The following is a 19309-nucleotide window of genomic DNA, read 5'->3' on the forward strand; positions in this document are numbered from 1 at the left end:
CGATTAACAAAAAATTATGCATCATATTTTTAAACGTATTGTTGTGCTGTTGCGCAGCCATATTGATCAGGTAAGTTGGCAGTCTGTTGTAATAGCAACATCCCTACATATGCTGCTTACTTGGTGCTTATTGTTAGTGGCAAATGAGCAGGCACTGCTTTCACCGGGTACTTTTTTTTACTACTACACGGTAACCACCTCAACGGTAGGGTATGGGGATTTAAGTCCATCAACTGACTTAGGTCGATGGGTTGTCGCATTAATACAAATACCTTTTGGTTTGGCTTTATTTGGTGTCTTGTTGGGTAAAACAGGACAAACAGTAACTTACTTAATTAGGCGCGCTATGACTGGTGATAAAAACTTTGCTCACAGTAGCAACCACATTATTATTTTTGGTTGGCATAATGCTCGAACAAAAAAAATGATCGACTACATTTTGGCTGATACTAAGCGGACAGATCGCCGTATTTTATTAGCGGTTACTGAACAAATAGAGCATCCGTTTTTAAGTAATGAGAATGTTGATTTTGCTCGCCTAACCAGTTTCACCGATTTGGATGAATTAGAACGCGTTGCCATTCGCCACGCCGATAAAGTGATTATTGATGGCCAAGATGACGACCAAACATTTACCACCGCACTGCGTATTAGTCGTTTAGTTAAAGAAGATTGTCACATAAGTGCACACTTTTTTGATGAAACGAAAGTGGAAATGTTATTAGAGCATTGCCACAACGTAGAGTGTAGCAGTACTAAATCGGCAGAGATTTTAGTGCGCTCAATGCAAGACCCAGGCTCAAGTCGTGTACAAGAGGAACTATTATCAACCTTGCACGGTGATACGCAGTTTAGTTACAAATCCCTAGTAATGTAAAAACCATGGAGTTTGGTAAATTATTTTCATCATTTTAAGTACGATCATGATGCAATATTATTAGGGGTGGCTCATAATTTAAGTGCCAAAAAATATGGATTTAAATCCACCTTTAGATTATGCAGTAAACGCCGGAGATATTTTGCATTATATCGCGCAAGAGCGAGTATTGAGTAATGAAGTTGACTGGCCTAGCTTGGAAAATAATGACTGAAATTGCTTTTTTAATTATTGTTTATGTGCTTACATTTTCCCTATTATGATAATTCTTAACAGTAAGCGTAGCCAAGGCCATGAAAAAAATGGCTGGCTAGTAGGCGCTATCTTCTTTTCGTGGATAGCGCTGATTCTTACTTTTCGATTGTGCCCAAGCAAGGGCACGCCAAGAAAAAGTAAAGAATGAGTACCTTTTTACTTATTCTAATTGTCTCAGTTTATGCTCAACCAGCGGTCGTCTGGCGCTAGCTGTTGAGCCACTTCTAATAGTTTAATGGCATCATTTGGATTTTCATCTTGATGCTTAATGGCTACGTCTATTAAAGGTTGAATATCAATTTTTTCTTGGTGCTCTTGCACGTGCGCTGCTTTTCGTCGATTAAAATAGTGTGAGCGGTACTTAATAACGCTTGACGATGCGGCGAATTAGCATTGGCTTTATTAAGTTTTTTATAATAATCCTCTTTTAAACGCAGTGTTTTTGTTTGTAACCTAAATTGTGCAATGTCGATTTGTTGATTAGCAATAAAATCAACAGCCACTTGTTTATAAAACCCAAACTTATTTAAATAGGTGGTATGGGTGCCGTGCCCCATCCCAAACACGCGTAAGTGAGTGAGCTGCTTATAGCGTTTAGCATGTTGGCGGTCAATGCGATTGGTTGGGTCGTAAATAATGTAGCCCTCTGCATCCCCTAAATCTAAATCATGGTAGTCACCTTGCCAGTCATATTGCTGGGCAATGTCGGTACTTGAGCGGTCATCCCAAGGGGCGATAAGTTTGTTTTTAGTGCTAACAGGATGGAAAAGCAGCACTTTGTCGAGTTTGAGTAATTTAGCAAATGCACCCACAGCAAAGCCGCCACGACTAAGTCCATAACCTAGCTTGGTTTCAAAAGGAGAGAGTAGGGTTGATAGTTGCTCAATAAAAAAGATTAAATTGCGGTTACGAAACCAATTACTTTTACCCAATGCTGAAACGCAATAATATTAACGTTTTGCTTTTGTGCTAAATGATAGCCCCAAGTGCAAAGTCTTCGTTCAAATCACGCTCTTGTACATCAGTACCGGCAGGTGAAAAAGTAAAAAGCAGGGGTTTGTTGAGATCAACAAAGTGATATTTTACATACACATCACCGAGTAAATCCCCACTAGAGGTAGGTAGTTTTGCTTGCTTCTCATTATCGCTGAGAGTTAACCATTCATCTAACCAGTATAGTAATTTCATTTTTCCTCCAGTGCGCACAAGCTGCAGATCATAGCAAATCTGAGGGCATAAGAGAAATTGAGCCAAGCTATGCTGCGCTGGTGGAGTGCCTTTTTAATGGTAAAATGTATGTTACCTTTGCGACTACTAAGCCATGTTCAAAATTTCATTCCAGTCATTTTCGGTCACTGGCATGACCGATAAACGCCCCCCTTTTTTAAGAGCTATGTCTGTCACTGACTCATTTGCCTTAATTGCTTGCAAGCTCACTATGCTACTGAGATGAGAATGGTAGGTTACTTCCACCACAAACCAACGGGGGGTCTCAACGGTTGCTTTGGCATCATAATAATCGCTACTTAAATCAAACTGAGTCGGATCAGGGTAAGCGGCTTTAGTGACAATTCCTATTCCCGCAACACCAACCTGTTTACAGCTAGAATGATAAATCATCACCAAATCGCCCTTTTGTACATCATCACGAATAAAGTTACGCGCTTGGTAGTTACGTACACCTTCCCATAGCGTGGTTTGCTCTGGGGCTTGTTTTAAGTCATCAATTGAAAAGGCGTCGGGTTCGGTTTTAAACAGCCAAAAAGCCATATTAGTTTTCCTCACTCAGTGTGTTGGTATTTTTCCAGTATTGTATAGTATCATTTAGAAATTAGGGGATTGAGGAAGAAATAATGAGCCAAGTATTAGATGATTTATTGTCGTTGTTATCACTTGAAGAAATTGAACAAGGTTTATACCGCGGACAAAGCCAAGACTTAGGTTTTAGAGCGGTGTTTGGCGGTCAAGTTATGGGGCAAGCGCTTTCAGCAGCCAAAGAAACACTGCCAGCGGGGCGAATTGTTCACTCATTACATTCTTACTTTTTACGCCCTGGCGACGCTGAAAAACCGATTGTGTACGATGTAGAAGCTATACGTGATGGTAAAAGTTTTAGCACTCGACGTGTCAGTGCGATTCAGTACGGTAAACCAATTTTTTACATGACGGCGTCGTTTCAAGGTGAAGAGCAAGGGTTATCGCATCAAGCGACCATGCCAGATGTTCCAGCTCCTGAAGAGTTACGTTCTTCATTAGAGTTTTATCAAGAAAATGCAGAGCATATTCCAGAAGCTATCCGTAATAAATTTATTCGTGAAATGCCGATTGAAATGCGCCCAGTGAATTTTCATAACCCCTTTAAACCAGAAGCCATTGAACCAGTAAAACATATTTGGTTTAAAGCCAATGGCGATATGCCTGACGATCAACGTATTCATAACTATTTATTAGCGTATGCGTCCGACTTTGAATTTTTACCAACCGCATTACAACCACATGGCGTGTCGTTTATGCAGCCGAATATGCAAGTGGCGACGATTGACCATGCTATGTGGTTTCATCGTCCGTTTAGAATGGATGATTGGATTTTATATACTATTGATAGCCCAAGCGCGAGCTCAGGAAGAGGGCTGGTACGTGGGCAGTTTTTTGACCGCCAAGGAAACTTGGTAGCCTCTACTATTCAAGAAGGGGTAATGCGCCAGCGCTAATCCTAATACCCACTATATTGAATACCTTCAATATAGTGGGTATGGTTTTATTTTACTTGCATTGAGCGTGCACAATATCTGTTATTGACTGCCAAATACGTGCCGGTAATAGCGTTTGTAGTTGCTTGTAAGTCTCGCACAACGCTGGGCTGCCTTGTAAGCCACTGTCTGATTCACTAATCAGCTTTTGTTCGCGTAGGTTTGAAATAAAGCTACTGAGTACCTTTTTATCAAAAAACTCTGGCGTTTTAATGCCATGTAACGTACCCAAGCGCTGCGCCAGCACATAGCTTTCACGTTCAAGCTCTGCTTTTTCAATCCCTTGGCTGGTTTGAATAAAGCCAATCACAATCGCATAACGTTGCAAAGTAAAGCTCAATGCACGACCGAGCATTTCGAGTTTGGCAAAGCTATCGTTATTTTGAGTCACTTTAATGTTATCACCATCAAGCGCAATTAAGCCTTGATCACTAAAGTTAGTTAAAATACGAGTAACGTAGCTCTCATCTAACTCTTGCAAGTACCACTCTTTAGCAAACAATGGATAAAAAGATTTCACCAGCTGATGGCACTGAGTTACGGTGCTTTGATGTTGCTTAAATAAATGCAGCGCCACTAAACTAGGCACCGCAAAAATATGCAAAATGTTATTACGGTAATAGTTGAATAAGGTTTTTTCTTTATCGCTTATCGCAATTATTTCGCCAAACTCATCACTGATCACGTCAAACTTGTTAAGTTTTAAGGCATGTTCAAGTAGCTGCTCTGGTGTTTCATCTGGTGCGGTTATTTTACTGCTATAGCTTGCTTCACGTTGCAATCGTAAGTAAAACTCAAGCTGAGCTAACAGCTTTGGCTTACTCAATGCCTGCTTATCGTTTACCAGCAGTATCATCGCCAGTAGGTTAACAGAGTTAAGTGCGGCGGCATTGTTAATTTTAACCATAACCTGATCTGCAAGGTTAGCCACCTGCGGCCCTAACCATTGTGGTTTTTGCACATCGGTTGCATGAATTGATTCACGCCAGTCAGGCTGGTTATCATTTAAATACTGATTGATAGAAATAGGGTCGCCAAAGTTTAAATAACCACGACCATAGTTTTTTAAATTTTTAATTGCTTTAAAAATACCTAATATCGACTCGCCTTTTTTATCGTTCCCAGCCAGCTCTTTTAAATAGGTATTGATTTCCATGACGTGCTCGTAACCAATATATACCGGCACAATAGATATCGGTCTGTCTATACCGCGCAACATGGCTTGCATTGTCATTGCGAGCATGCCTGTTTTAGGGGGTAGTAAACGTCCCGTTCTGCTGCGCCCACCCTCGGTATAAAACTTTACCGAGTAACCTTTGATAAATAACTGGCTTAAGTATTCTTTAAATACCGCTGAGTAAAGTTTGTTACCAGCAAACGAGCGGCGAATAAAAAACGCGCCACTGCGGCGGAATATGCCACCGGCTGGGAAAAAGTTTAAGTTAATACCCGCTGCAATATGCGGTGGAACAAGCCCTTGATGGTAAATAGAGTAGGTCAGTAGCAAGTAATCCATATGACTACGATGACACGGCATGTAGATTATTTCATGGCCTTTGTTGGTTAGGTCATGGATTTGCTCGGTGTACTTTATATCAATCCCATTATACAGCTTGTTCCAAAGCCAGGTTAATATGCGATCGGCAACGCGAATGGTGGCGTCGCTGTAATTAGCAGCAATTTCATCAAGAAGCTTTAATGCGTTTTGTCGCGCTTGGGCTTGGCTAATATTTTTTTCAGACGCTTCAGTTTGAATCGCTTTTTTTATCGTTGGGGATGCCAGTAGTGAGCTAAATAATTGATCTCGAGATGGGATTTTAGGCCCTGTGGCAGCCAGCTTCTGGCGCTTAAAGTGTACTCTAGCTACGCGAAGTAGTTTATGCGGAAGCTCATTTACATCGGCTTTTTCGTTCACCAATAGTGATAAATCGAGTGGTTGGCTAAAACGAATAAAGTTGTCTCTCCCTGAAAAAAGTACAACAAATATTTTTCTAAACCAGCTGGGCGTAAGTGAGTGCGAAAGTAAAGTACTCAGTCCTGGCTTCTCTTTACCCGGCGCTCTGCCCCATAAAATAGTCACAGGCACAACCTGCACATTTTTTTGGCCACTATATAATAAATGTTCAATGATTTGCTTGCCCTGATCTAATGCGTTGGTAGGCTTTTCTTTATTACCAAATAACGGTGATGGGTTTTTAATGCCAATAAAACGATCTAACGCTTGGTCACCTAACACTTGCTGCTCGGTAGGGTCGGGCAAGCCATTTCGTTTACATACGCGCGCGAGTGCCGCTAAATCAAAGCGTGAATTTAAACGCACTATATAAAAGGTCGGGTTTTTAGGGTTTAACTCAAATTGCTCTAACGGCTTCTCCGGCAGTACTTTGCTTTTAACAAACAAGCGGCTAATACCACCAGAGATAAGATTTAAACCATAATTTAAAATACGCATTGACTCACCATAAGAGAGTAGTTACCCAAATCAATATGGGTATATAACAGCAAAATTAGCGCATAGGATAACATATAATCTAAAAAATCCTCTGCAGATTAATCGACAAGCTATGACATTATAGTGACATCATCACTTCCATTACGTTCACTATTGATAAACTTGACTGTTATTTAAACGACAATTACAAGGCAATTATGTCTAAATAGTTGTTGCATTTATCACCAGCATCATTATAATACGCAGGCTTTCAAAATTCCCTCGGGAACAAGAAAGAATAAATTAAGCTTGGATTTCAAGCTAATAAACAGGAGTTCCGATTTGGAACTCAACGTAGATATAATCTAACAACCGGCATCTTAATTATTAAGATTGTTTCGGTCGTTTTTTTATGCTCTTTAAATGCTCTTTATATTGAGGTTTAAGAATGTCAAATCAACGCATTCGTATTCGCCTAAAAGCTTTTGACCACCGTTTGATTGACCAATCAACGGCGGAAATCGTGGAAACTGCGAAACGCACTGGCGCACAAGTACGTGGTCCAATTCCACTACCTACACGCTTTGAACGTTTTACTGTACTTACATCACCGCACGTTAATAAAGACGCGCGTGATCAGTACGAGATCCGCACCCATAAACGTCTGATCGACATCGTAGAACCAACTGACAAGACTGTAGACGCACTTATGCGTTTAGACCTTGCTGCTGGTGTTGATGTTCAAATCAGCCTGGGTTAATCGGAAGATTAGAGAGGTTTTAGGAAAATGGCATTAGGTCTAGTCGGTCGTAAAGTGGGTATGACACGTATCTTCACTGAAGATGGTGTATCTATCCCTGTGACAGTTATTGAAGCGACTCCTAACCGCATTGCTCAGATCAAATCTGACGCAACAGACGGTTATAACGCGCTTCAAGTAACCGCAGGCACTAAAAAAGCAAGCCGTGTAAACAAAGCAACAGCGGGTCACTTCGCTAAAGCTGGTGTTGAAGCGGGTCGCGGTCTGTGGGAATTCCGCCTAAATGGTGGTGAAGGCGATTTTGAAGTAGGCGCAGAGCTTACGGTTGAATTATTCAACGAAATCAACAAAGTTGACGTAACCGGTACTTCTAAAGGTAAAGGTTTCCAAGGTGGTGTTAAGCGCTGGAATTTCAGCATGCAAGACGCTACACATGGTAACTCTCTATCTCACCGTGCTCCTGGTTCAATCGGTCAAAACCAATCACCTGGTAAGGTGTTTAAAGGTAAGAAAATGGCCGGTCAAATGGGTAATGAGCAAGTAACAACTCAGAACCTTGAACTAGTTCGCGTTGACGCTGAGCGTAACCTGCTTTTAGTTAAAGGTGCAGTACCTGGCGCTATCGGCGGTGACGTTATCGTTAAACCAGCTGTTAAAGCATAAGTCCTGGAGATTTAGTGATGGAATTAGCAATTAAAGACGCTTCTGGCGCTCTTGAAGTTTCTGAAGCTACTTTTGGACGTGAGTTTAACGAAGCATTAGTACACCAAGTAGTTGTTGCATACGCAGCAGGTGCTCGTCAAGGTACTCGTGCTCAGAAGACACGTTCTGAAGTAAGCGGTGGTGGTAAAAAACCATGGGCTCAAAAAGGTACTGGCCGTGCACGTGCTGGTACAATCCGTAGTCCAATTTGGCGTTCAGGTGGCGTTAGCTTCGCAGCTAAACCACAAGATCACAGCCAAAAAGTAAACCGTAAAATGTACCGCGGTGCGATCAAAAGCATCTTATCTGAATTAGTTCGTCAAGAGCGTTTAATCGTTGTTGAAAGTTTTGGTCTTGAAGCACCAAAAACTAAAGAACTAGTTGCTAAGCTTAAAGAACTTGAGCTTAAAGATGTTCTTATCGTGACTGAAGAAGTAGATGAAAATCTTTTCTTATCGGCACGTAACCTGTACAAGGTTGACACACGTGATGTAGCTGGTATCGATCCTGTAAGCTTAATTGCTTTCGATAAGGTACTAATTACAGCTGCTGCTGTTAAGCAACTTGAGGAGGCGCTAGCATGATCCGTGAAGAACGTCTTTTAAAAGTGATCCTTGCTCCACATATCTCTGAAAAAAGCACAATTGCTGCTGAAGAAAACAACACAATTGTTTTCAAAGTAGTAAATGATGCAACTAAAGCTGAAATTAAAGCGGCAGTTGAGAAGCTTTTTGAAGTAGAAGTAACTGGTGTTCGCACACTTAACGTTAAGGGTAAAACAAAACGTACTGGCATGCGTTTCGGTCGTCGTAGCGACTGGAAGAAAGCTTACGTTACTCTTAAAGAAGGTAGCGAGCTGGACTTTGTCGGCGGCGCCGAGTAATAAGGGGAGTTAGAATTATGGCACTTCAAAAGTGTAAGCCAACTTCTGCGGGTCGTCGTCACCTAGTTAAAGTGGTTAACCCAGATTTACATAAGGGTAAACCTTACGCACCACTATTAGAGAAAAACTCTAAATCAGGTGGTCGTAATAACAATGGTCGTATTACGGTTCGTCATATCGGTGGTGGTCATAAGCAGCATTACCGTTTAATCGATTTTAAACGTACTAAAGATGGCATTCCAGCCACTGTTGAGCGTTTAGAATATGATCCAAATCGTAGCGCAAACATCGCTCTTGTATTATATGCAGACGGTGAGCGTCGTTACATTATCGCACCAAAAGGCTTAAAAGCTGGCGATGCAATCCAGTCTGGTGTTGATGCACCAATCAAACCTGGTAATGCATTACCAATGCGTAATATGCCTGTAGGTTCGACTGTTCACAACGTAGAACTTAAACCAGGTAAAGGTGCTCAAATTGCACGTTCTGCTGGTGCATACGTTCAAATCCTTGCACGTGATGGTCAATATGTAACATTACGTCTTCGTTCAGGCGAAGTTCGTAAAGTTGAATCTGATTGTCGTGCGACACTAGGTGAAGTAGGCAATGCTGAGCATATGCTTCGTTCACTTGGTAAAGCAGGTGCAAATCGCTGGCGTGGTATTCGTCCGACAGTTCGTGGTGTTGCCATGAACCCGGTTGATCACCCACACGGTGGTGGTGAAGGTCGTACATCTGGTGGTCGTCATCCTGTGTCTCCATGGGGTAAGCCGACTAAAGGTGCTAAGACGCGTAAGAACAAGCGTACGGATAAATTTATAGTACGTCGTCGTACTAAGTAATATTGAGGAATAGCCATGCCACGCTCTCTCAAGAAGGGTCCTTTTATAGACCTACACTTGCTGAAGAAGGTAGAGAAAGCTTTGGAAAGCGGTGAAAAGAAGCCAATTAAAACTTGGAGCCGTCGTTCAATGATCATACCTAACATGATCGGATTGACCATTGCTGTCCATAATGGTCGCCAGCATGTACCAGTTTTCGTTTCTGACGAAATGATCGGTCACAAACTAGGTGAATTTGCACCAACTCGCACTTACCGTGGCCATGCTGCGGATAAGAAAGCGAAGAAACGTTAAGAGGGGAAGATAAATGCAAGCATTAGCTAAACATAAATTCGCCTCTGGTTCGGCGCAAAAAGCACGTCTAGTTGCAGATCAGATCCGCGGGTTACCTGTCGATCGCGCACTAGAAATCCTGGCGTACAGCCCGAAAAAAGCGGCTGTATTAGTTAAGAAAGTACTTGAGTCTGCTATTGCTAACGCAGAGCATAACGAAGGTGCTGACATTGATGAGCTACGTGTAACAACGATTTTTGTGGACGATGGTCCAACAATGAAACGTATTATGCCACGTGCTAAAGGACGCGCAGACCGCATCCTTAAGCGTACAAGCCACATCACTGTTGTGGTTTCAGATAGCTAGGAGATATAAGTAATGGGACAAAAAGTTCATCCTACTGGTATTCGCCTAGGTATATCTAAACCTTGGGTTTCTACCTGGTACGCGAATTCAAAAGATTTCTCTGCACAGCTTTTTGGCGATCACAAAGTACGTACATTCCTTACTAAGGAATTAAAAGCGGCTTCTGTGTCTAAAATCGTTATTGAGCGTCCAGCAAAATCTATCCGAGTAACTATTCACACGGCTCGTCCGGGTGTTGTTATCGGTAAAAAAGGCGAAGACGTAGAAAAATTACGTCAAGCGGTAACTAAAATCGCTGGTGTACCTGCTCAGATTAATATTTCTGAAGTACGTAAACCAGAACTAGATGCACAACTAGTAGCAGACGGCATTGCCTCTCAGCTAGAGCGTCGTGTTATGTTCCGCCGCGCTATGAAGCGTTCGGTACAAAATGCAATGCGCATCGGTTCTAAAGGGATTAAAGTTGAAGTTAGCGGTCGTCTTGGCGGCGCAGAAATCGCACGTTCAGAATGGTATCGTGAAGGTCGTGTACCTCTACATACTCTTCGTGCTGATATCGACTACGCAACTTCTGAAGCCTTAACCACTTACGGTATCATTGGTGTTAAAGTTTGGATCTTCAAAGGCGAAGTTATTGGTGGTTTACCACTAGTACAAGAGCAAGAGAAGCCAGCTAAACGCGCGCCAAAGAAAGCCAAAAAAAGTGCTAAGTAGAGGTAGCGAGTAATGTTACAGCCAAAACGTACAAAATTCCGTAAAATGCACAAAGGCCGCAACCGCGGTTTAGCGCAAAACGGTAACAAAGTAAGCTTCGGTACTTTCGGTTTGAAAGCTACTGGTCGTGGCCGCATGACTGCTCGTCAAATCGAAGCAGCTCGTCGTGCTATGACGCGTCACGTGAAACGTCAAGGTAAAATCTGGATCCGTGTCTTCCCTGACAAGCCGATCACAGAAAAACCTCTTGAAGTTCGTATGGGTAAAGGTAAAGGTTCTGTTGAATATTGGGTTGCTGAAATTCAGCCTGGTAAAGTACTTTACGAAATGGAAGGTGTTTCAGAAGAGCTTGCTCGTGAAGCGTTTAACCTTGCTGCTCGTAAACTGCCATTCAAAACAACTTTCGTAACTCGGACGGTAATGTGATGAAAGCAAGCGAACTAAAAGATAAAAGCGTAGAAGAGCTAAATGCTGAACTTCTAGGTCTTCTTCGTGAGCAGTTTAACCTGCGCATGCAAGCAAGCACTGGTCAGTTAGCTCAGACACACACGCTAAGAACAGTACGTCGCGATATCGCGCGTGTAAAAACAATTATTAACCAGAAGGCAGGTCAATAATGAGCGATAAAATTCGTACTCTTCAAGGCCGTGTAATCAGCGACAAGATGGAAAAATCTTTCACTGTTGCTATCGCACGTTATGTGAAGCACCCAATTTATGGGAAATTCATCAAACGTACGACTAAGTTACACGTACATGACGAAAATAACACTGCAAAAGCGGGTGACACTGTCACTATCCGTGAATGCGCTCCAATCTCTAAGAACAAATCTTGGACTTTGGTAGATGTTGTTGAACGTCCAAAACAAGCTTAATTTTTAATTAAGTCTGTTTTATGAAAAGCCCCGGCATTAGCTGGGGCTTTTTACGTTTAGAGCAGTTTTTAGCACTAAACTTTCAGCCTTTAGCTGGCAGAAGTAAATTATAGCGCCGTAGTTTGGGCTGAGTGTTACGAACCTAAGTGCAAAAATAATATTATAAAATGGGCGTAAGAAAAGCCTTTGCAAGTGCAAAGGCATATGCTTATCTGCGAAGCCAAAAGCCAAAAGCCAAAAGCCAAAAGCCAAAAGCCAAAAGCCAAAAGCCAAAAGCCAAAAGCCAAAAGCCAAAAGCCTTTTACCAAATCATCTCTACAAGTTCAGGGTGATCGATATACGGGTTTCGGTTACCTTGAAACTCAAACGCTGCTTGATTGCAGTCTAATTCCATTTGGCTAACGGGGTCGTTGTTATGCCATTTTAACAACATAGCCACGACCCAATTTTCAAATACTTGGTTACTAGAGCCGTTAAGTACGGCATTACTAGCCGTAGTGTTATTTTGCCAAGAGCCGATTACGTTTTGATAGCGTGTTGACATGTAAAAATAAGCACGAGCAAAGTTACCTTTAAATTCATCAATAGGTTCAAGCACAGTACCAGTGTAATTAATTGCACTACTTGCAGAACCTAATTGACTGCCATTGGTTGAAGTAAACGTAGCGCTGGCCACTTCACCGAACGGGAAGTTGTTACGCTTTGAATTTACATAGCCGTCAGTGGCGTAAATATGATGAACATCAGAGTTCATTGGTTCTATGGTGCCGCCAAACCAGCTTTTAGGAAATGAATGTTCACGGTTATAACAATCGGCTTCGCCATTGTAGGTACCGCACTGATCGCTTACAGCAGTATAAGTGTAGCTATCAACTCCATTTAGCTTTTCACTGTACATATCTAAAATACTATTATCATTTTCAAAGTATTTATCGCGTGCTGATGCGTCGTAAAAACTCCAAATAGCAGAATACCCTTGAGCGTTATGGTTATTAATAATGTTATAAAGCTCAGTTTTTAGCGTGTAGCCAGTTAAGCCTTGAGTTGTAACATAGTAGCCGGTTGGCGTCGGTGTTGGCTGAGTAGCACCTAACGAGAATGCGGTAGACTCACTTGCTTGAAAGCTTGATCCACTGGCAAGCAAATTGGCTTCATTATTCAAGGCGTAGCTGCCACCGCCATATGAACAGCAAATACCATCGCCATAGCTGTCATTAATAGTAAATGTATAGCCGCCATTGGTTAAACATAATTGTTCGGTATATTGGGTTTTGGCAGCATATCCACTGCCGCTTGCAACCATACCAGCTTGGTTGTGTGTTATTTGCCAACTGGTTTCTTCGCCATAGTTATCTGTGGTTAGGTTAAAAGTAAGGCTGTTATCTGCGCAGCTTGGAGAACCGCCGCCGCTGTCATTATTAGGTAGAAGTTATCAACATAAACTAACTCACTACCATCAAAGCCGCTTGTATCGTAAAAGCGTAAACCGACATCAATCGTTTTACTACTATCAGCGGTATAGCTGTAAGTTATGGTTTGCCACTGGTTTGTTAAAGCAGGGTTTGAGTAGCCTTGATAACCATCTATAAATAAACGCGCCTTAAGATGACCTTCGGTATGATACACATCCACTGAGAACTCATAAGTTTTGCCCATTTCAACTGCGACTTGCTGTAAAAAGTCAGTGTTACTTTGTGTGCCAGTATTAACGCTAATCGCTGCTGCTTGTAAGCCTGTACTCACGACTGCGCTGTTGGCAGATACGTTAAATACCACTATCAATGACTGTCCATGCTTGTGGAGTGTTGCCTGTCCATTGTTCAAAGTTGCCATTAACCACATTAGCCATCGCAGGCAAAGAGCTCAATAACAACGCGCTCAAAAGTAATTTGTTTTTATATATACCGTGTAACATAGGTGTTTCTATTTTATAGTTTGCGTAATATACCTTAGATTATAAAGGTTACAAAATTGTTAAATTAGAATTTCATAAAATGCAATAAAAACCCTTTAGGTTAATTTCACTGGTTTTTAACTAGATTAATAACTAAATGGAATATCAAAGCAGATTCTATTCTTTTTTTATCTATGCTTAGACGGCTATCCTGCATACTCAATTAACCTCAACAGAACCTTCTGAATGAGGTGGCACTCATTTTAAACAATGTGAACAAGCATTGTGTTTAACGTTCAGGGTTATGAGGAAAAATTCATGTTGTTAGGTCAACTCAATGCGCTAGCAAGTCCGCTTTCGCAAGAGCAAGTTCAAAAGCTACAAGGTTTAGTGGCTGAGCTTAATCCAATTCAGCAAGCGTGGGTTAGCGGCTATTTGGCTGCTAATGCTAATTCAGCAGCGCTAGGTGCGCCAATTGCAGGTACACCGGCAAGCTCTGAGGCAGCCGTACTTACTATTTTGTATGGTTCACAAACAGGTAACGCTAAAGCGGTGGCGACTAAGCTTAAAGAGCAAGCTGAATCTCGTGGGCTAGCTGCAAAGCTGGTTAGCATGTCAGATTACAAACCGACCGCATTGAAAAAAGAAAAGTTTTTAACCGTTGTTGTATCAACTTATGGTGAAGGTGAGCCACCAGAAGACGCCGAAACACTGTATGAATTTTTAATTACCAAAAAAGCGCCAAAGCTTGATGGTGTTAAAGTCGCGGTATTAGGTTTAGGTGATTCTAGCTATGAATTTTTCTGTCAAACCGCTAAAGACTTTGAAGAGCGTTTAACTAATCTCGGTGCAGACGTTATTTATCAACGTGCCGACCTAGACGTTGATTACGATGACGAAGCCGCCACTTGGATTGAGGGCGCATTAAATGCGTTTGAGCCAGATTTAAAAGCTAAGCAAGATGCCACAGGCGGCCAAGTTGTATCAATGTCATTTGGCACGCCCACAACAGCGGCTAGCCAATACACTAAGCAAAACCCGTTTGCGGCAGAGCTAAGCTTAGTGCAAAAAATTACCGGTCGTGACTCAACCAAAGATGTGCGCCATATTGAAATTTCACTTGAAGGGTCTGACATTACGTATACGCCGGGTGACTCGTTAGGCATTTACTTTTTAAATGATGAAGCCCGTGTAGATGAGCTACTAGCGCAAACGCAAATTGATCCAACTAGCCGCGTCAAACTTGGCGATGAAGAACTTAGCGTGCGTGATGCCTTAATTGAAAAACTAGAGCTGACACAATCGTACCCTGGTTTTGTAGAAAAATATGCCACGGCTACAGGCACGCCTGAACTTCTTAAGCTTGTGGAAGATAAAGCCGCAATGCGTGAATACATTGAGCCACGCCAAATTTTTGATGTGGTTGCACAAAACCCAGCTAAATTAGAGGCGCAAACACTGGTTGATTGCCTACGTAAATTACAAGCGCGTTTATATTCAATTGCTTCTAGCCAAAGCGAGGTTGAGGACGAAGTGCATTTAACTATTGCACTGGTTGAGTTTGAAGCGTTTGGCACAGAGCATTTAGGTGGCTGTTCAGGCTATTTAGCACGCCGAGCGCAAGAAGGCTGTAAAGTAAAAGTATTTAGTGAACATAATGACAACTTCCGCTTACCAGTAAATGATGACACACCGATCATCATGGTAGGGCCAGGTACAGGTATTGCACCGTTCCGTGCCTTTTTACAAGAGCGTGATGCGCGAGAGGCTACGGGTAAAAACTGGCTGTTTTTTGGTAACCCACACTTTACCCAAGACTTTTTATACCAAGTAGAAATTCAGGGCTATTTAAAATCAGGCCTATTAAGCAAAGTTGACGTGGCGTTTAGTCGTGACCAAGCCGAAAAAATATACGTACAAGACAAATTACGTAAAAACTCAAAAGAAGTGTTTGACTGGTTAGAAGCGGGTGCTCATTTTTATGTGTGTGGCGATGCAAACCGCATGGCTAAAGATGTACACAATGCCTTAATTGATATCATTAGCGAAAATACCGGCAAAAGTAATGAAGAGGCCCGACCAATATTTAAAAGATTTGCGTAGCGCAAATCGCTATCAGAAAGACGTGTACTAAGTACACGTTGTTTATTTTATTAAAAGCTAACAGCCGTCACTGTAACAAATTTAGGATTTAAAATGAGCGAACAAGATAAAACCGTAAAGCTTTCTGATAACGAACGTTTGAAAAGAGAAAGTAACTTTTTACGCGGCACTATAGCGCAAGATTTAAAAGATGAAATTACCGGTGGTTTTACTGCCGATAATTTCCAGTTAATTCGTTTTCATGGCATGTACCAGCAAGATGACCGCGATATTCGTCCCGAGCGTGCTAAACAAAAGCTAGAACCACTACATAGTGTCATGCTGCGTGCGCGTATGCCTGGCGGCATTATTAAGCCCGAGCAATGGTTAGCAATTGATAAGTTTGCTGGGGAGAAAACCAGCTATGGCAGTATTCGTTTAACTACGCGCCAAACATTTCAGTTTCATGGTGTATTAAAACCTGAAATTAAAGGTATGCACCAATTACTTAATAGCGTGGGTATTGATTCTATTGCAACCGCCGGTGACGTGAACCGCAATGTACTTTGTACCACTAACCCTGTTGAGTCTGAGTTACACCAAGAGGCGTATGAGTGGGCGGCAAAGATTTCTGAGCACTTATTACCTAAAACCAAAGCGTATGCAGAGATTTGGCTCAATGGCGAAAAAAGTGAAACCACAGAAGAGCCAATTTTAGGCTCAACTTATTTACCGCGTAAGTTTAAAACCACAGTAACAATTCCACCAAATAATGAAGTGGATGTTCATGCAAACGACTTAAACTTTGTGGCAATTGCTGATAACGGTAAATTAGTTGGTTTTAACGTGCTAGTAGGGGGGGGGCTTGCCATGACCCACGGTGATACTGCAACGTATCCACGTAAAGCCGATGATTTTGGTTTTATTGCCCTTGAAGATACCTTAAAAATTGCGGAGCACGTAGTGTCTGTGCAACGTGATTGGGGTAATCGTTCTAACCGTAAAAACGCAAAAACTAAATACACACTTGACCGTGTTGGGTCTGATGTATTTAAAGCAGAAGTTGAAAAACGTGCAGGCGTGAGTTTTACACCAAGCCGCCCTTATGAGTTTACTCATCGAGGGGATCGCATTGGTTGGGTTGAAGGCATTGACGGTAAACATCACTTAACGCTCTTTATTCAAAGTGGTCGTATTTTAGATTACCCCAATAAGCCACTAAAAACAGGGTGTCGTAAGATTGCAGAAATTCATCAAGGTGATTTTCGCATGACCGCCAATCAAAACTTAATTATTGCCGGTGTGCCTGCGGATCAAAAAGCAATCATTGAAAAAATAGCGCGTGAACACGGTTTGATTGATGACAAAGACACTGAGCAACGTAAAAACTCAATGGCGTGTGTATCACTGCCCACTTGCCCTTTAGCAATGGCTGAAGCCGAGCGTTACTTACCGAGTTTAATTGAAAAAATAGAAGGCTTATTGGCCAAGCATGGAGTACCAAATGACAGCATTATTATGCGTGTGGTTGGCTGCCCTAACGGCTGTGGTCGTGCCATGCTAGCTGAAGCTGGATTAGTAGGTAAAGGCCCAGGTAAGTACAACGTTTACCTTGGCGGGAATACGGAGGGTACGCGTATCCCTAAGCTTTATCTTGAAAATGTGGGCGAAGAAGTTTACCTAGAGGCATTTGATAAGCTTATTGGACAATGGGTTAGTGAGCGCAATGAAGGCGAATGCTTTGGTGATTTTGTTATTCGCAAGGGGTATTGTTGCAGAAGTAAAAGTATCTGTTACCGATTTTTACGCATAATTTAAAAGCAGCGCACCGCGCTGGTGAGGTTTAAAAATTGACCATGAGTGAATTTAAAAACATATTACAGCTAGATAAGCAAAGCCAACAGGCTATGTTAGCTGATGCGAATGGTTTGCTGGCTAACATGAATGCTGAGCAGCGCGTTGCATGGGCGCTAGAGCACTTGCCTGACACCGCGTTTTTATCATCGAGTTTTGGTATTCAAGCAGCGGTAATGTTGCATTTAATGACATCACAGCGCCCCGATATACCTGTTGTACTAACAGACACGGGTTATCTATTTCCAGAGACCTATCAGTTTATCGATCAGATGAGCGAGCGTTTATCACTTAATTTAAAAGTGTATAAAGCGCAGTTGAGCCCTGCATGGCAAGAGGCTAAATTTGGAAAACTATGGGAGCTTGGTGAAGAAGGTATTAAGCAATACAACCAGCTCAATAAAGTAGAGCCAATGACGCGTGCTTTAAAAGAGCTTAACGCGAGCACTTGGTTTAGTGGTTTGCGTCGAGATCAATCGTCGAGCCGTGCTGAAAAACAAGTTTTAGAAATAAGCCGGGGTACAGTAAAAGTGTACCCTATTATTGAGTGGAATAATCGTGATGTGTACCAATACCTCACTAAACATGATCTGCCATACCACCCATTATGGGAGCAAGGTTATGTGTCTATGGGTGATGTACACACTACGCGTAAATTAGAGCCAGGAATGAGCGAAGAAGAAACCCGCTTTTTTGGGCTGAACCGTGAGTGTGGCTTGCATATTGATGGTGATGGAATTTAATTACCTTATTATTCAAAGCTATAAATTTAAAAACGCAGCTAAAGCTGCGTTTTTATTTTGTGGAAAATAATTGCCTGACTGCTGTTTTTTTATTATATTAATGATAATAAAGGATTAAATTTACAGCAGGAACGCTATGAAATACTTTACCTTACTTAGCAATATCAGTAATGGTCATTGCTCTTATCTCTTTGTTTTATCTTAAAAAGCCAAATGGGCAACCTTGGCTCACCAGCTCATTGATTAAAAAATGAATCTTTTTCTATTAAAGATAAAGTGGTAGCGCTTTCATCTAATACATTCGAACAGCTCACACTTGAGCTTAAAAAAGTAGGAGATAAAATCACATCGTCACCGTTAGCATCTGACTCTCAAAGTAAAATTTATAAGTGGCAAGATGAGCAAGGGCAGTGGCATTTCTCCGATGTGCCAAATAAAAATGGCAAGAGTATTGAAGTGCATCTTGATCCCGCAGATATTAATGTTGTGGTAGCCGAAGATACGGCTATATTAAGTGGTAGTGCTAAATCTGCGGCAAAACCTTTTCCTCAGCGAGCGCCTGAAATATACAACAGTGAGTCAATCAATAAGTTGTTTGAAGATGCTGAAAAAGCCAAAAAGAGAATTGAGCAACGCAGTAAAGAAGTCGAAAGTTTCAGCGGCTTTTAGCCCTTGGGAGTTACTGCGATTTCAAGTAGCGCTTTTCTGCTTCCATTAATAATATGGTTAAATAAATTTTAGTTGGCAGTGATAAAAACACACCAATTGCAATGCACGCTGCTGCAGTAATAATGCCTTTAATACCGTACTGGCTGGTAAAGTAGCTCGATACAATTAATACATGGCCTGTCACAATCAGGCATAACCCAAGCAAAATAGATGTTTTAAGCAGTCTTTATCATTACTATTGAAGACATGGCGACCTCTGCGCAGCGTGTCTTCTTAGTGTATGGTATCTTGATAGAGCAACATTGATTTAGCGCAAGGGTGTATCAATATTTACTCTAT

General features: G+C 41.8%; 15 protein-coding genes and 8 pseudogenes. 18 read left to right on the plus strand and 5 right to left on the minus strand.

The features are described 5' to 3' along the window. The first annotated feature begins 16 nt into the window (after window positions 1–16). Window positions 17–1091: pseudogene (locus LOC50_RS00105) on the plus strand (potassium channel family protein). Then, window positions 1084–1273: pseudogene (locus tag LOC50_RS17560) on the plus strand (hypothetical protein). The pseudogenes LOC50_RS00105 and LOC50_RS17560 overlap by 8 nt, the downstream one beginning before the upstream one ends. 19 nt (window positions 1274–1292) lie before the next feature. Here LOC50_RS17560 and LOC50_RS00110 read toward each other — a convergent pair. Continuing rightward, window positions 1293–2320, minus strand: a pseudogene (locus tag LOC50_RS00110) (cytosolic protein). 126 nt (window positions 2321–2446) lie between these two features. Further along, window positions 2447–2902, minus strand: a complete 456-nt coding sequence (locus LOC50_RS00115) for an EVE domain-containing protein (protein ID WP_036980901.1) — start codon at window positions 2900–2902, stop codon at window positions 2447–2449. An 83-nt stretch (window positions 2903–2985) separates the two neighbouring features. Between LOC50_RS00115 and tesB the strand changes: the two genes are divergently transcribed. Further along, window positions 2986–3843 carry an acyl-CoA thioesterase II gene (tesB, locus tag LOC50_RS00120; RefSeq protein WP_036980904.1) on the plus strand — a complete coding sequence of 286 codons (858 nt, stop codon included), beginning with the start codon at window positions 2986–2988 and terminating at the stop codon, window positions 3841–3843. Between the two features lie 52 nt (window positions 3844–3895). Here tesB and plsB read toward each other — a convergent pair whose 3' ends face one another. Next, window positions 3896–6334, minus strand: coding sequence for a glycerol-3-phosphate 1-O-acyltransferase PlsB (gene plsB, locus LOC50_RS00125; RefSeq protein ID WP_250653409.1), 2439 nt, complete (start codon window positions 6332–6334; stop codon window positions 3896–3898). Window positions 6335–6761: 427 nt separating this feature from the next. Between plsB and rpsJ the strand changes: the two genes are divergently transcribed. From rpsJ to rpsQ, 11 genes are read left to right on the plus strand one after another with little or no spacing between them, the layout of a single operon-like run. Beyond that, window positions 6762–7073 (plus strand): 30S ribosomal protein S10, encoded by a 312-nt coding sequence (gene rpsJ, locus LOC50_RS00130; RefSeq protein ID WP_002957900.1) that lies wholly within the window; start codon window positions 6762–6764, stop codon window positions 7071–7073. A 27-nt stretch (window positions 7074–7100) separates the two neighbouring features. Further along, window positions 7101–7736, plus strand: a complete 636-nt coding sequence (gene rplC, locus LOC50_RS00135) for a 50S ribosomal protein L3 (protein ID WP_008108338.1) — start codon at window positions 7101–7103, stop codon at window positions 7734–7736. Window positions 7737–7753: 17 nt separating this feature from the next. Next, window positions 7754–8359: a 50S ribosomal protein L4 gene (gene rplD, locus LOC50_RS00140; RefSeq protein ID WP_008108340.1), complete on the plus strand. Its 606-nt coding sequence runs from the start codon at window positions 7754–7756 to the stop codon at window positions 8357–8359. Further along, window positions 8356–8658 (plus strand): 50S ribosomal protein L23, encoded by a 303-nt coding sequence (gene rplW, locus LOC50_RS00145; protein WP_006791359.1) that lies wholly within the window; start codon window positions 8356–8358, stop codon window positions 8656–8658. The genes rplD and rplW overlap by 4 nt, the downstream gene beginning before the upstream one ends. 17 nt (window positions 8659–8675) lie before the next feature. Then, window positions 8676–9500, plus strand: coding sequence for a 50S ribosomal protein L2 (rplB, locus tag LOC50_RS00150; protein ID WP_007376192.1), 825 nt, complete (start codon window positions 8676–8678; stop codon window positions 9498–9500). Between the two features lie 15 nt (window positions 9501–9515). Further along, the gene (gene rpsS / locus LOC50_RS00155; protein WP_004588689.1) at window positions 9516–9794 is read left to right on the plus strand and encodes a 30S ribosomal protein S19; all 279 of its coding nucleotides are present in this window, start codon (window positions 9516–9518) and stop codon (window positions 9792–9794) included. Between the two features lie 13 nt (window positions 9795–9807). After that, entirely contained in the window at window positions 9808–10140 is a 333-nt protein-coding gene (rplV, locus tag LOC50_RS00160) for a 50S ribosomal protein L22 (RefSeq protein WP_004588690.1), read from the plus strand. Between the two features lie 12 nt (window positions 10141–10152). Continuing rightward, window positions 10153–10854, plus strand: a complete 702-nt coding sequence (gene rpsC, locus LOC50_RS00165) for a 30S ribosomal protein S3 (RefSeq protein ID WP_008108350.1) — start codon at window positions 10153–10155, stop codon at window positions 10852–10854. Between the two features lie 12 nt (window positions 10855–10866). Next, window positions 10867–11280 carry a 50S ribosomal protein L16 gene (gene rplP / locus LOC50_RS00170; RefSeq protein WP_008108352.1) on the plus strand — a complete coding sequence of 138 codons (414 nt, stop codon included), beginning with the start codon at window positions 10867–10869 and terminating at the stop codon, window positions 11278–11280. Next, entirely contained in the window at window positions 11280–11471 is a 192-nt protein-coding gene (gene rpmC, locus LOC50_RS00175) for a 50S ribosomal protein L29 (protein ID WP_004588692.1), read from the plus strand. The genes rplP and rpmC overlap by 1 nt, the downstream gene beginning before the upstream one ends. Continuing rightward, entirely contained in the window at window positions 11471–11728 is a 258-nt protein-coding gene (gene rpsQ / locus LOC50_RS00180) for a 30S ribosomal protein S17 (RefSeq protein ID WP_008108356.1), read from the plus strand. Before rpmC ends, rpsQ begins: the two co-directional genes overlap by 1 nt. A gap of 301 nt (window positions 11729–12029) precedes the next feature. Here rpsQ and LOC50_RS00185 read toward each other — a convergent pair. Further along, window positions 12030–13643: pseudogene (locus LOC50_RS00185) on the minus strand (endonuclease). A gap of 297 nt (window positions 13644–13940) precedes the next feature. On the opposite strand from LOC50_RS00185, the pseudogene LOC50_RS00190 reads away from it, so the two are divergent. From LOC50_RS00190 to LOC50_RS00205, 4 genes and pseudogenes are all read left to right on the plus strand, one after another. Then, window positions 13941–15756 (plus strand): annotated as a pseudogene (locus tag LOC50_RS00190) (assimilatory sulfite reductase (NADPH) flavoprotein subunit). A 62-nt stretch (window positions 15757–15818) separates the two neighbouring features. Further along, window positions 15819–17517, plus strand: a pseudogene (gene cysI, locus LOC50_RS00195) (assimilatory sulfite reductase (NADPH) hemoprotein subunit). A gap of 43 nt (window positions 17518–17560) precedes the next feature. Next, a complete protein-coding gene (locus tag LOC50_RS00200) occupies window positions 17561–18301 on the plus strand; it encodes a phosphoadenylyl-sulfate reductase (RefSeq protein WP_028835921.1) in 741 nt (246 codons plus the stop codon). 136 nt (window positions 18302–18437) lie between these two features. After that, window positions 18438–18970 (plus strand): annotated as a pseudogene (locus LOC50_RS00205) (DUF4124 domain-containing protein). Between the two features lie 10 nt (window positions 18971–18980). Here the strand turns inward: LOC50_RS00205 and LOC50_RS00210 are convergent. Further along, a pseudogene (locus LOC50_RS00210) lies at window positions 18981–19218 on the minus strand (hypothetical protein). Between the last annotated feature and the right edge of the window lie 91 nt (window positions 19219–19309).

The sequence above is a fragment of the Pseudoalteromonas sp. SCSIO 43095 genome, assembly GCF_023650455.1.
In the GTDB taxonomy this organism is placed as follows: Bacteria; Pseudomonadota; Gammaproteobacteria; order Enterobacterales; family Alteromonadaceae; genus Pseudoalteromonas; species Pseudoalteromonas tetraodonis.